Origin of the sequence: Chelatococcus asaccharovorans, assembly GCF_003201475.1 — a bacterium.
GTDB lineage: Bacteria > Pseudomonadota > Alphaproteobacteria > Rhizobiales > Beijerinckiaceae > Chelatococcus > Chelatococcus asaccharovorans.
This window is the reverse complement of record NZ_QJJK01000002.1, coordinates 149955-163031: the sequence shown is the minus strand read 5'-3', so window position 1 is coordinate 163031 and position 13077 is coordinate 149955. Positions and strand designations below refer to the sequence as shown.

Annotated in this window: 11 protein-coding genes; 7 read left to right on the top strand and 4 right to left on the bottom strand. The window is 66.3% G+C overall.

Annotated features, from left to right (window positions below; genetic code table 11):
* Positions 1-7 precede the first annotated feature (7 nt).
* Positions 8-802: an ABC transporter permease gene (locus tag C7450_RS05355; protein ID WP_110373763.1), complete on the top strand. Its 795-nt coding sequence runs from the start codon at positions 8-10 to the stop codon at positions 800-802.
* Positions 803-970: 168 nt separating this feature from the next.
* On the top strand, positions 971-2041 hold the full coding sequence (locus C7450_RS05350) for an RHE_PE00001 family protein (protein WP_245449494.1): 1071 nt from the start codon (positions 971-973) through the stop codon (positions 2039-2041).
* Here C7450_RS05350 and C7450_RS05345 read toward each other — a convergent pair.
* From C7450_RS05345 to C7450_RS05335, 3 genes are read right to left on the bottom strand one after another with little or no spacing between them, the layout of a single operon-like run.
* A complete protein-coding gene (locus C7450_RS05345) occupies positions 2017-4227 on the bottom strand; it encodes a SpoIIE family protein phosphatase (RefSeq protein ID WP_110373377.1) in 2211 nt (736 codons plus the stop codon). The two genes, C7450_RS05350 and C7450_RS05345, sit on opposite strands and share 25 nt — an antisense overlap.
* A gap of 13 nt (positions 4228-4240) precedes the next feature.
* Entirely contained in the window at positions 4241-6088 is a 1848-nt protein-coding gene (locus C7450_RS05340; protein WP_146227265.1) for a hypothetical protein, read from the bottom strand.
* A complete protein-coding gene (locus C7450_RS05335) occupies positions 6075-6839 on the bottom strand; it encodes a hypothetical protein (RefSeq protein WP_110373375.1) in 765 nt (254 codons plus the stop codon). The genes C7450_RS05340 and C7450_RS05335 overlap by 14 nt, the downstream gene beginning before the upstream one ends.
* Positions 6840-7063: 224 nt before the next feature.
* Between C7450_RS05335 and C7450_RS05330 the strand changes: the two genes are divergently transcribed.
* The 5 genes from C7450_RS05330 to C7450_RS05310 are packed head-to-tail and all read left to right on the top strand — an operon-like array spanning position 7064 to position 12674.
* Positions 7064-7723 carry a hypothetical protein gene (locus C7450_RS05330; protein ID WP_110373374.1) on the top strand — a complete coding sequence of 220 codons (660 nt, stop codon included), beginning with the start codon at positions 7064-7066 and terminating at the stop codon, positions 7721-7723.
* A complete protein-coding gene (locus tag C7450_RS05325; RefSeq protein WP_110373373.1) occupies positions 7720-9738 on the top strand; it encodes an MFS transporter in 2019 nt (672 codons plus the stop codon). The genes C7450_RS05330 and C7450_RS05325 overlap by 4 nt, the downstream gene beginning before the upstream one ends.
* 25 nt (positions 9739-9763) lie before the next feature.
* Positions 9764-10774: an ABC transporter substrate-binding protein gene (locus C7450_RS05320; protein ID WP_170147072.1), complete on the top strand. Its 1011-nt coding sequence runs from the start codon at positions 9764-9766 to the stop codon at positions 10772-10774.
* Entirely contained in the window at positions 10771-11511 is a 741-nt protein-coding gene (locus tag C7450_RS05315; RefSeq protein WP_110373371.1) for a GNAT family N-acetyltransferase, read from the top strand. The genes C7450_RS05320 and C7450_RS05315 overlap by 4 nt, the downstream gene beginning before the upstream one ends.
* Positions 11508-12674, top strand: coding sequence for an alanine racemase (locus C7450_RS05310; protein ID WP_110373370.1), 1167 nt, complete (start codon positions 11508-11510; stop codon positions 12672-12674). The genes C7450_RS05315 and C7450_RS05310 overlap by 4 nt, the downstream gene beginning before the upstream one ends.
* Before the next feature lie 59 nt (positions 12675-12733).
* Here the strand turns inward: C7450_RS05310 and C7450_RS05305 are convergent, their stop codons facing one another.
* Complete coding sequence (locus C7450_RS05305) at positions 12734-13072, bottom strand: STAS domain-containing protein (protein ID WP_245449493.1); 339 nt, start codon at positions 13070-13072, stop codon at positions 12734-12736.
* Between the last annotated feature and the right edge of the window lie 5 nt (positions 13073-13077).

Sequence of the window (13077 nt, the reverse complement as noted above, 5' to 3'; positions counted from 1 at the left end):
CCCCTTCATGCGCTCACCGGACGTCGGAACGCTCGCGCTGCGCCTCTTCACCTATGTGGCGATGGCCTTCCTGTTCTTCCCCATTGTGATCACCCTCATGGTCTCGGTCAATCCGAGGGAGTTCATCCTGCCGCCGACGGGGTTCACGCTGGAATGGTTCCATGCCGCGTGGACGTCGGACACCTTCGTGCGCGCCATGGGTGTCAGTCTATCGCTCGGGCTGACTGCATCCGTCATCGCCAATACGCTCGCCTTTCTGGCGGTGCTCGCAATGGTGCGCTACGATTTCAAGGGCAAGGCCTTCATCAACCTCCTCATCATGTCGCCGCTGTTGATTCCGACCACGATCTTCAGCCTGGCCCTTTACGTCTTCTTCGCGCGGCTCGGCTTCGGCGCGGGCATTCCGGCGCTGATCATTGGCCATTCCATCCATGTGCTGCCTTTTGCGGTCCGCATCCTGACCGCCAGCATGCAGAATTTCGACACGTCATTGGAAGAGGCGGCACGTAATGTCGGCGCCGGTCCCCTGCGCACGATGGTGTCGATCACGCTGCCGGTCATCAAGACGGGCCTCGTTTCGAGCTTTGTCCTGTGCTTCGTGCTGTCGTGGAACGATTTCCCGATCTCGGTCTTTTTGGCACCGCCCGGCTGGACCCCCCTGCCCGTGGAGCTATTTTCCTACATCAAGTTCCAGTATGACGCGGTCGGCGCGGCGCTCGCCAGTTCGCTCATCCTGATCTCGGCAGTTGCGATGGTGGTCATCGACCGTATGGCCGGGCTACGCCGCGTCATGCAACGCTGAGCGGATCTGCACATCAAGCCCGCGTCAACAGGCGTTCGCGCGGGTTCATGTCCAACACCTGCACACTGATCAATGGCGCCTGGCTGACGTGCCCGCTCTGATCGTGCAAGATGCTGACATATGAGCATGATTCGCAAACCGAGTGCTGCGGCTTCGTCAGAGAGCTTGATGGGTCCGCTTCTCCTCGCGGAGGATGCGCTCGCGCGCCTCGACGAGCGTCTCAGGGCGAGCCCTGTGCGCGACGCATGGATGAGCCGCAGCCACTTCAATGAGGCATGTGCGGCACGCTGGATTGCCGGTGAGCTCGTTCACCTCGAAGATCTCGTGCTGAACGATGCGGCGATGGACATTCGCACGCCCACCCACGAGCTGACACGCGCTTCGGCGGTGCTGAGAGCCCATCGCAGCATCGCGAACCATCCGCCCGGCTGGGCCTTGAGCGCCGCGGGCCTTGGTGCCTTGAGCGGCCGCAATCCGTCGTGGCTCGATGACGAGGCCTCGCTGTCCTCGCAACGGGTCAAGGACCTCGTCGGCGCGGATGTCGACGGTGAGGCGGAGCGTGCGTTCGCCGATATCGATGCGCTTCTGGCGCGCTCCAACCGGACCATCGTCAATGCGCGCCTGCCGGCGCCGGGACGCGTGTCCGGCCTGGCCGATCTCGGCCTCTACGATTCCGAGCGCGATGACGACGAATTGCTTACGCATTGGCGGGACCGTATCGATCTGGAACGGCCCCCCGTTCTTGCGGCGCTCGACGCATGGGAGGCCTGGGTCGATCTCGCCCCCCTGCAGACAATGCCCTGGCTCGGGCCCCTGTTGGTCGCCGCCGTTCTGCGGGCGGGCGGCAAGACCGCGCATCATCTCGCCTGCGTCAGTCTCGGCCTGCGCGAGTCGCGTCGCGCCAAGGGCGGGTCCACGTTGCACGGCTATGCGATGGCGCCGCCGAAGGTCGCCATGCTGAATGCCATCAAAGCGGCGGCCGAGGCGGGCCTGCAGGAGCACGACAGGCTGATGCTGGCGCGCACACAGCTCGAACGGTTTCTGACGAACCGGCGGTCGCATTCGCGCCTGCCCGGTCTTGTTGAGCTCGTGCTGGCCAAGCCGCTGGTGACGCCGCAGCTCGTTGCGAAGGAGCTCAGGATCACGGCGCGCGGCGCCCTTGATCTGATCGGCGCATTGAGCCCGACCTTAAAGGAAGTGACCGGCCGCGGCCGCTACAGGGCCTGGGCCGTTCGCTGATGGCGATCCACCGCGGCGGATAGGCCCTTGTAGCGCAACACCACGAGCGTGATGTCGTCGGAACGGTCGCATCCGGATTCGAATCGCGCGACATCGTCTGCGACCGCTGACGAGAGCGCGCCCGGCGCGTCGTCGAGCGACACCTGGCTCAGGATTTCCATCAGCCGGCTTTCGCCATATTGCTCGCCGGCGGCATTGAAGGCCTCGGTCACACCGTCCGTATAGAGAACGAGGTTGTCGCCCGGCGCGAGGTCGATCGAGCGCGTTGTGAACGGCACGGACTCCATGATGGCAACCGCCATATCGTCGGTGATCGGCAGCATGGAGATTGTGCCATTCGCGCCAAGCCGCACCGGTGGGCCATGGCCGGCATTCACATAGTCGAGATGGCCGGTCGTGGAATCGAAGATCCCGAAGAACAGGGTGACGAACATCATCTGGTCATTGTCGGCGGCCAGGAGTTCGTTGAGCTGTCGGATACACACGCTCGGATCATTCTCGAACAGTGCGATCGCCTTCAGAAGCGTGCGCGAAATCGCCATGAAGAAGGCGGCGGGGATACCTTTGCCGGACACGTCGGCAATGACGAAGACGAGCTTGCCGTCCGCACGCTCGAAGAAGTCGTAGAAGTCACCACCGACCTCGCGGGCCGATTCCATGAAGCCGGAAATCGAGAAACTGGGCCGGTCGGGAAAATCGTCGGGAATGACGGATTGCTGCAGGTCATGGGCGATCGCGAGCTCCTGCTGCAGCGTCGCGAGCTGGGTCTCGCGCACCAGGGCCTCGCGCAGGCGGGCCACAAGCTCGGACAACCGCCGATGCTGCTCGACGACGCGGCCGGACATCTGCTGCAGCACCGCCGCAAGCGGCCCGAGCTGATCGTCGTGGCGGATGAGTTGCGCGATCGGATCGGCTGGTTCGCCGGGCTTCTCGCCCTGGGTGGAGGTGGCCGCGACGATACGGCCGAGATCGCCGAGAACCTCCTCGCGCGCGCCCGGTTCCAATGTGCCGGCGAGTTCCTCCATCTGCCGGCGCACGAAGCGTTCCTGCCTGCGGCGCTGGAGCTCACGCTGCCGGCGTGTCTGGTCGAGCGTGACAAGGCTGCGGCGCAGTTCCACAACCGCCCGCGCGATGCGGCCGATCTCATCGTTGCCGCCTCCGCTCAGCCGGACCGAGGTGTCGCCGCGTCCGAGCGCGTCGAGCACGTCAACGGCCTGCTCGAGCGGCGCGAAGCTCCGCCGCAGGTAGAGATAGAAGCCCGCCAGCGTCAGCAGCAGCACGCAGCCGGCCATCACCAGGCCGAGGCGCGTCAGCATGCGCACGGCGCTCAGGCTTGCCGTCGCGTCCTGCACGACGACGAGCAGCCCCGCGAAGCCGGCCGAGAGATCCGTCATCGGGACCGCTGTGACGGCGTAGAGGTGGTCACCGAGCTCGGCCTGGGTGACGGTCGCCGTGCGCTGCGGCAGCTCCAGGGCCAGGCTGCGCCAGAGGTCGAGATCTGTGCCGTCGATCAGCCGGCCGCGCGTCGAGAGCATGAAGGCCTCGCCGCCCATGGCCGTCGAAAAATGCGTCAGCGGCTGTGTGGTCGGAGCGGCCGCGATGATGACCCAACGATCGCCGGATGGCACGGAGAGGACCGACGTGGCGAGCACCCGGAACTGATCCGATCCCACCTGGCGGATGCCCGCAGGGCGCGCCCCATCCAGCACGGCCTCGACCGTGCTGATGTCGAGCAGGCGTGGCGGCTCCGGCACGAGGGAACTCGTTGCGACCACCCGACCCTGACGGTCGATGATCTGCAACTCCTCCAGCGCGTTGGCGTCGAGGCCAAGAACGGAGTTTGCGCCAAGAACGGAGTTTGCGCCAGGACCTGAGTTGGCTCCAACATGTGCATTGGCGCCAGAACTTGCGAAGTTGAAGAGCAGCGTGCGGATGCGCGGCAGGTCGCCGGCAATCAACGCGGCCTGAAGACGCTCGTCGCCGGCGATCCCGTTCACCGTCGCGGTGAGTTCGTCCGTCTGCGAGGCAAGGATCTCCCGCCATAAGGCATCCTGTCCGGTGATGGCGATCGCCGTATAGGGCCGGGCTGCAAGGTTTTCGCGTTGCAGGCCGAGCAACACCACGGCACCAAGCGCGATGACAAGCACGATCGAGACGAGGAGCGCGACCCGGGTTCTGAGGAACATCAGCGCCACCTCATCATGGGTTACGCCGGCCGCGGGCAAGCATCGAAACTCCCGCGAGGAGGACGCCGAGGGGCAGCATGATACTCATCGCGGCGAAGCCCGGGATGGTTGCGACAGGGGCCACCACGGCGCCGAGCGCAAGCCCCGCGATTGCCGACCGGCCATGTCGGAACAGGCCCGCGGCTTGCCATTTCAGAAGGCTGCCCACGCCGATGCCGATCAGCATGCTGCTGACGGGCCATCGCCATGCCTCGGGCAGCACCGCGCCGGCGGCGGAAAGCCACAGCGCGCCCGCCACCCCGACCAGGAGACCCGCGAAGACCGGCGGCAGGGTGGCCGGCGCCACGACCAGGCCCAAGCCGGCTGCAACGATCAGGCCCGCCCCGACGGCATAGTTGTCGAAGCCCGGTCCTGACGGAACGATGACGAGCACGAGCGCCGCGAGCGTCATGAGCGAGAGAAGCTGGAGCAGACGCCCGGCCTGCGCGGGGAAGTTGAGCCGCAGGGCCGTGTCTCCCGCTGCAGCGGCAGGCATTGCGGCAGCCCGCGGGGCGATCGCCAGCAATGCGATGCCCAGGAGGGCAAAGGTGCCCCGTCGGCCGATGGCCTCCGCCACCAGTCCACCGAACAGTGGCCCGATCACGAGGCCGGTGAGGCCTATGAGCGCCACGAGCCCGCGCGGATGCGCGGTGAGGCGCGGGTCGCGCAGCAGGGGCGTGAGGGCGACGCCAAGACCCAGGCCGGCCGCGGCCCGCAAGGCCACGAAAAGATCGTAGGAGCGGCACCAGAAGACGGCCGTGAAGGCGAGGGCGGTGAGCGCGGTCCCCAGGGCGGCCGCGACGCGGGATGCTGACGGTGCGATGGAACGGCAGATCAACATGCCGAGGACAACGGCGACAGCCTCGGCAAAGAGGGGCGTAACCGGACGCCAGGGCGCCGGGATCATGTCCGTGCCGCGGTCGATCGCGAAATTCGCGAGCAACGGCCAGGCACCGGCATAAAGGCTGACCAGAAGGAGCACGCGCGTCGCGATGGCGGCGGGACTGGGCACCGTCGAGCGCGGTGTTTCGCCGGGGTCGATATCGGCGAGGCCGCGCGTGGCGGCGACCGTTGCGAGCAATGGATCGAGCCGTTTGCTCAGGCTGCCGTCAAAGTCGATCGCCCGCACGGTCGCAATGCCATCGGCGATATGGCGTGCGGCCACATGGACGGGCTCGATCCGCCGCGCCAGGGCACGGAAGGCGGCCGTTGTCCGCCCGCGCCCGGTCGTCGGAATCGCGACGGCGAAATCGCCCCGGGCAGCCCGGGCGAGTGCCAGAGCGAGCCTTGCCCGCGCGGGAGCGAGATGCATCTCGAGAAACAGGCTCGCGATGAGGAACGCGATCATGCCCCCGAGTAGGGCGGTGGCGCCCAGGAGGATTTCCAGACGAACCGTCGCAGCATTGAGAAAGGGTGATTCTGTCGAGAGAACCAGTGTCGCGCGCTGCCCCCCGCCATTGACGGGGAAGGTGAGGCCCGCGACGCCTTCGCGTGTCGTGAAGATCGGCCGGCCGGCCTCGTCGAGAAGGGCTACGGCGTCGACCTGGGGCGCCGAGGCGACCACGGATTTCAGATAATCTTCGACACGGACCAGCTTGTCGAGCGGTATCCCGAGGGCGAGCGCATGCTCGATCTGGCCGCTCAGCGCACGCCCGACCGCCTCGGCGCCGAGCCGCGTGGCGCCGTCGAGCCCCGGGGCGCTTTCCGCCCAGGCCGCATCGAGCACGCGCCAGCCCCCGGCGGCGATGGCCATGGCAACGGCGATCGCAATCACCATCGCGGCCAGCCGGTCGCGCAGGGATCGCGCCTCAAGCCGCCGCATCGCGCACGCCATCGTCGTCGAGTTTCAGCACGGCTGTCGTTGTCTGATCAAGCTGCTTCACCGCGGCGTCGACCGCTTCGCCGACCTGGTCGGCGAGGCGGACAAGGTCCGCGTCGGGAGGGGGCGCCGGCAAGGGGGGCGAGCCGCTCGCCGAAAGACGCGCGGTGACGTCCATGATCTCGCGGGAACGCCATCGGAACATGAACCAGACGACCAGACCCACGCCGAACAATCCTGCCGGCAGGACGACGGCAAAACGCCAGGCGCTGGCGACGATGACGGACACGATCGGCGATTGTCCCGTCGGGCCGGCGACCGTCACGGCGACATAGCCGACAGGTTCACCGAAATCATTGCGGATGGCCTGGCCGACGATGAGATTGCCAAATTCCTCGACACGCCAGCGGTCGCCGTTGCCGGCGTGACGGACGCCATCGCGCCATGTCGATGTGATGTCCTCGCCGATACTGCCGCGATCCGTATTGAAGAGGGATATGCCGGCCGGCGAGAAAACCTCCACGGCGAGGAGGCTCGGGTTGCCGATTCGCGATCGCTCGAGGAGATCCTGCACCACGCGCAGATCCTGCAGCGGAATGCCCAGGCTGACATTGGCCTCGATGGAATCACGCAGCTGCGTCAGCACGAAGTCGATATTCGCCTCGACCACCCGGAGCCGCAGACGGTCCAGTCCGCCGAATACAAGGGCGCCGGCCAGAAGAATTCCAGCGCCGGTCAGGCCGAGGAGGGCCAAAATTGTTCGGACAGCGGGAGACATGCGCTCAGTGACACAATTGGCGGATCAGGCAGGATGCAGGTGAATCGAACGGTATCGGAACTGTTCGCCACTGTCACCGCATGCGCTATATTTGCCGTTGATTTCTTGCGGTTATGCTATGTCTTTCGAAATGGGAAGTTCGGCGCCGACGCGTCGACGCCGGTTAGGTGTGGTTGAGCAGCAGGTGCGGGGGGCACGAGATGATCAGGCTGTCACTTCGGACCTTGCCGTTATTTGCGATCATCATCGGACTGGCGATGGCGCTCGCCGCTTTCATGACGGCGTCGGGCGTCAGTACCGCCTATCGCGACCTCATTCGCTCGCGCATGGCCATGGTGGCGCAGGACATCGCCGACGACATCAACAACGCGCTTGCCCTTGGCCTCAGGCTCTCCGAGCAGATAACCTTGCCGGCGGTGCTCGCCCGCCAGGCGGCCGCCGACCCGCTCACGCTGTCCATCGATGTCAGCGGCGTCGACGGCACGGTGCTCTTCAGCAGCGACCCGGCGCGCGCCGGGCACCCGGACAGACGGGCGGACGACCGGCAGGCGTTTCGTTACGACCAGCCATTGGTCAATGACTTCGGCGCCCCCATCGGCAATGTCGCCATCCGGTTCGACGATGCCGCGGTCACGCGTGGGGTCGCGACGATCCGCGCGGCGGCTGCGCAGGACGCTCTGCCCATCGGCTTCGCCGCCGTCCTGGCCGGCAGCTTCGGCTGTTTTCTGGTGCTGCGGCATCTTCTGGCCCGTGCCCGTGCTGCCGTCGAGGCGCGTGGCGAAGCCAGTCCCCTTGCGCGGGCCACCGCTGCTCTCGACACGCTCCATCAGGACGGCGCCGCCATGGATCAACTCCGGTGAAGAGCGTCCGGATACAGTTGTCGGCCATCCTGGTCCTCGTGCTGGTGATGGCGCTTGCCGCCTTCAGCTGGCGCACGGCCGGCCGCGCCGAGACCGTGCTGCTCCCGGAACTCGAGGCGAAGGCTGCGACGGTTGCCGATTCGGTCGCCAGCCTGATCGGCAGGGCGCTTGATCTCGGCATTCCCCTCGACAGGCTGCAGGGCGTCGGCCCCTATCTCGATCGCACGGTCGCGGGCAATCCCGACATCGCTTTTGCGATGCTGCGCGCGCCCGATGGCGCCGTCCTCAATGCGGCGGGCGCGCTTCCCGGCGGGATGCCGCCGCTGGCGCTTGGTCTCGATCGGTCCCAAGCGACCTTATCCGTCGCTGTGCGCAGTGGCCCCGCCAGCCCGGCCGTGCTGACGCTGGGGCTCGATCCCGCCTTCGCCCGCAAGGTCGTGTCGGAGCTTTGGATCGATCTCGCAATCATCATGATCGTCACGGCGCTGGTGGCGCTTGAACTCATGCACATCGCCTTCGGCGCGGGGCTCTATGGCGCCATCGAGGGTGTCGAGACGCGGCTCGACACGATCGCCCGCGATGATCTCAGCCTGCATCCGGCGGTTGACGGCGGCAGCGAGTTCGGTCGCCTTGCCGCGCGGATCGATCGCCGGCTCGTCGAGCTCAATCGCCGCTATTTGGCACTCGTCGCCCGGCTCGCGGCCCAGGGCGATGCTCTGCGGCAAGCCGTCGTCGATGGGTTGCGCAGGGATTTCAAGCTCGGCGAAGGCTCCAGCGAAGCACCGGTTTCGGTTATCGCGGTGCGCGCGCCGCTCTTCATCTTCATGCTCGCGGAAGAGCTCACGCGACCCTTTCTTCCCATCTACATCAAGGATCTCGCGGCGCCGATCCCCGGACTTTCGCCGGATATGGTCACCAGCCTGCCGATGGTCGCCTTTCTCGCCGTCGTCGCGCTCTCCCAGCCCATTCTCGGCGGTGTGACGGATCGGCTCGGGCGGCGCACGAGCCTCGTCGTCGGCGCGGCCCTTGGGCTGGCCGGCTACATCGGTTCGGCGATGGCGACGGACCTCATCATGCTCACGCTCGCCCGCATGATTTCGGGGCTTGGCTTCGCCGCCGTGTTCGTCAGCGCGCAGGGCTATGTCATCGACAATACGGATCTGCGCCAACGGGCCAGCGGCATGGCCATGTTCATCGGCGCCATCCTGGTCGCCGGCCTGTGCGGCCCGCCGATCGGCGGGATTCTGGCCGATCGTCTCGGCATCCGCGCGACTTTCGTCATCGCCGGCCTGGTGGCCGGTGCCAGTCTCGTCCTCGCGCTCATCGCCATGCCGCGCGCGCGCCGGGGGGAACACACCGCAGTGCCGAAGGGGCCAACCATACGCTGGCGCGACTTCGGGCCGATCCTCGCCTCGCCGCCGCTCGCCTGCCTGTTCTTCCTCTGTGCGCTGCCCGCCAAGATCATCCTGGTCGCCTATTGCTTCTTCCTCGTCCCCCTGCATATGCAGGCGCTGGGGGCGGGGCAGGCCGCGACCGGGAGGCTCCTGATGGTCTATCCCATCGCGATGGTCATCCTGGTGCCGGTCTTCGCCGCGCTGGCAAGCCGGTTCAACCAGAGGGCGCCTTTCGTGGCGCTCGGCGGAATCGTCGCCGGGCTTTCGGGGCTCAGCGTCCTCATCAGCGCCGAGGAGCCCTTGGTTCTTGCCTTGATGCTCGGCCTGTTCGGTATCGGCCAGGCCATCAGCATCGCACCGCAATCGGCGCTGGTCGGCGAATTTGGCCGCGCGTTGGCAGGCGATATCAGTGACAGCTCACTTTATGGTATCTTCCGCCTCGTCGAACGCACGGGCAACGCGCTGGGTCCGGCCTGTGCGGGCTTTCTGTTGGGGCGGTACGGATTTACCTCGGCCGTGATCGTTATCGGACTTGGCATGGCCTTCGCTTCGGCTGTGTTCGTGGCCGTTTTTGCCTACTGGCGGTCGTCGCGTCATGCAACGGCCGTACAGGCAGAATAAGAGGCGGGGGCAGAAGGGGTTTGTGATGCGTCGTCGTTCGTTTCTGCAGCTTGCAGCCGGTGGCACCGCCGCGCTCGCGGCCGGTGGCGCCTTTGCGCAGGCGCGCAACGGGCCTTTCAAGATCTACCGCATCACCTATCGCGGCCGCACCGAGGTCGAGGACGGCTTCGACGACTATCTGGCCGCCAACAAGGTCGAGGCGACGTTCATCGAGCGCGATGCCGACCGAGGCAAGGCCAAGCTCAGCGATTTCGTCGCGGAGATCCGCCAGCTCAAGCCGGATCTCGTCTATACATGGGGAACGCCGGTCACCCTGGGCGTCGCCGGCCGCTTTGACGCGGCCGACAAGGCCGCGTTCATCACCGAAACGCCGATCGTCTTCACCCTGGTCGCCGCGCCGGTGAATGCCGGTATCGTGCCGAGCCTCGCCGACCCCGGACGCAATGTGACCGGTGCGGTGCATGTGGTGCCGACGGCGATCCAGCTTCGGGCCATGAGTTCCTACCGTCCGATCGAGAAGCTCGGCATCCTCTATACCCAGACCGAGCAGAATTCGGTGGCGATCGTCGAGGAGGTGAAGGCTCTCCAGCCGACGATGAAATTTGAACTCGTCGCGCGCCAGTTCCGGGTCGATTCGGCCGGGCGGCCGATCGCCGACGGGATCGAGGAATTGATTGCGGAGATCAAAGGGGCCGGGGCCAATTGGCTCTATCTCCTGCCGGACACGTTCCTCGGTACGCAATACAAGCGCGTCGTGCCGGCGGCGCTGAAAGAGAAGCTTCCGACATTCGGCGCCGCCGAACTTGCCATCCGCGAGGGCGGGGCGCTGGTGGCCCTCGTGACCCGCTATTATTCCGTCGGCCAGCTTGCGGCGTCGAAAGCCGTGAAGATCCTGCGCCAGGGCATACCCCCTGCGCAGATACCCATTGAAAGTCTCAAACGTTTCTCGTTGATCATCAATATGCCGGTCGCCAAAGAGCTCGATCTCTATCCGCCGATCGAGATGCTGAACTATGCGGAAGTGCTGACGGGATGATGAAAACGATGGGGGCGATCGTCGGTCACGTCACGGATCCACGCCGGCCCGGCGACCTGCCGGAGGCGGTTCCTGCGGCAAAGCCGCTGTCATGGCGGCCGCTTGTCGTCGCGGATCTCGATGACGTCTATGCGCTGCACGGTCAGGCGATCGCGGCCATGAGCGACCCGTCCCTGGTGAAACCGGAGACGCGTGAATTCTTTGCCGGAATCCTTGCCGGTGGGGGACGCATCGTCGGCGCCTTCGACGACAAGGGGCTCGCGGCTTATGGGGTGTTGCAGCTCGCGCTGCCGCGGTCCGAGGATGCCCGACCCGTCATCGGCCTCGCGCCGTCGGTCAAGCTCGCGAAATTTGCAGGCGCGTCGGTCCGTCCCGCCGATTGGGGCAGGCGGCTCCATGGAGCCCTCATCGACCAGCGGCTGCAGGCCGCGCGGCAGGCTGGCGTGGCGCAGGTCTATGCCACGGCGGCCCCTGGCAATGCGAGCAGCTGGACCAATCTCCTCGATGCGGGCTTCCAGATTCGTGCGCTCAGGCGGAAATACGGGGGCCATTGGCGGTATCTGGTCTTCCGGGCCGTCGAGAGGGGGCCGTCGCCGCCGGCCGATGGTGCGGGCGTCTGGGTTGCTGCCACCGACGTCAGGGCAACCCAGAGGCTGATGGAGGAGGGGCGCGCGGGCGTCGCCTGGCGCAGGCGCGATGACGGCGGTTATGAGATCCTCTTTGCGAGGTTGGCATGACGCCGCGGAGTTATCAGGTGGCTGTACTTCCGCATGAGCTGGTGATCCCGGATGCGTTTCGCCCGTCTCCGAAGGTCGAGGGAATTGCAGAGGCGCGCCTGGACGTTGATCTTGCGGCCGTGCGCGCCAATTTTGCGGAGATGCGGCGGCGTTTTACGGGGCGCTCCGTCACGGCCGTCGTCAAGTCGGACGCCTATGGCCTCGGCCTCGAGCCTGTGGTCGCAAGCCTGTTGGCCGCAGGCTGCGATACCTTCTGGGTCGATGATCTGGACGAGGCCCTGCGTGTGCGCGCCCTGGCGCCGGCTGCAACCGTGTATACCCTTCTTGGCCTCGCCGGGCGCGAGCCTATCGCGTTCCGGCGCGCTGAGGTCATCCCCGTCCTCGTGAGCCTTGCCGAGATGCGCGCGGTCGCGGCCTTTGCCGCCGCCGCGGGTATCGCTGTTCCGGTCGCGATCCAGATCGACACCGGGCTTGGGCGCCTCGGCCTCACCGGCGAGGAACTCAGCGACAGGGCGATGCTCGATCCCTTGTGGCGCCACCTCGACGTCAAGGCCTGGGTTTCGCATCTCGCCGCCTTCGACCAGCCCGCCGATGCGCGCAATGACGAGCAGCACCACCGGCTGACCCAGTGGTTGGCGGGACTTCCCGAGGCGCCGGTCAGCCTTGCTTCGTCCTCCGGGGTCTATTGGCCATCGCCATGGCATTTCGATATCGCGCGGGTCGGCAGTGCGCTTTATGGCGTGCAGACGTCACGCGTCTGGCAGGACGGCCTCGTGCCCTGCTATCGCCTGTCCGGGCGGATCCTCCGCATTGCCGACTATGCGGCCGGGCGCCGGCTTGGCTACGCCGGGACGGAACTCACGCGTGCGTCGCGGATCGCGACGGTCGCGATCGGCTATGCCAATGGCCTGCCGCAGCGTTTCGGGCAATGCCTTCACGCGCGTATCGGGGATATGCTGGTCGAGACGGTCGGTGGGATTGCCATGAATCTGACGATGGTCGACGTCACCGATATGGATCCGCGGGATCTCGAAGGACATCCCGAGGTCGTTTTTCTCGATGCCGGCTTGCCGCTCGAGCCCTTGGCCCAGGCATGCGACTGTGCCCCCAACACACTTCTGACGGCGATCGGTGCCGGCACGCGCAAGGTCTATAATGAATAGGCGCTTCCCCTGGGGCCGCCCCGGACGACGCGGTGGTTCCGTGTAAAAATCAGCCTGCTCTAAGCTTTCGCCAAGGCCGCGACGGCGTCCGCGCGCCTCTCGTGAATGTCGAACAGCTTCGCAAAGCCGGAAATCTGGAACACTTCCCGCACGGGCTGCGACAAACCGGCGAGGGCGAGCGGGACGTTCTTGGCCTTTGACAATTTGGCGGCGATCAGGACCACGCGCAAGCCGGCACTCGAGATGTAGGTGAGGCGTTCGAAGTCGACCGCAATCGCCTTCGCCTCGTCGAAAAGCGGCACGAGCGTCGCCTCGAGCTCGCGGGCCGTGTTGCTGTCGACGCGGCCCACCGGGGCCGCCACGCTGACGCCGTCGATTTCCAGCCGTTCGATATTCAACAGAA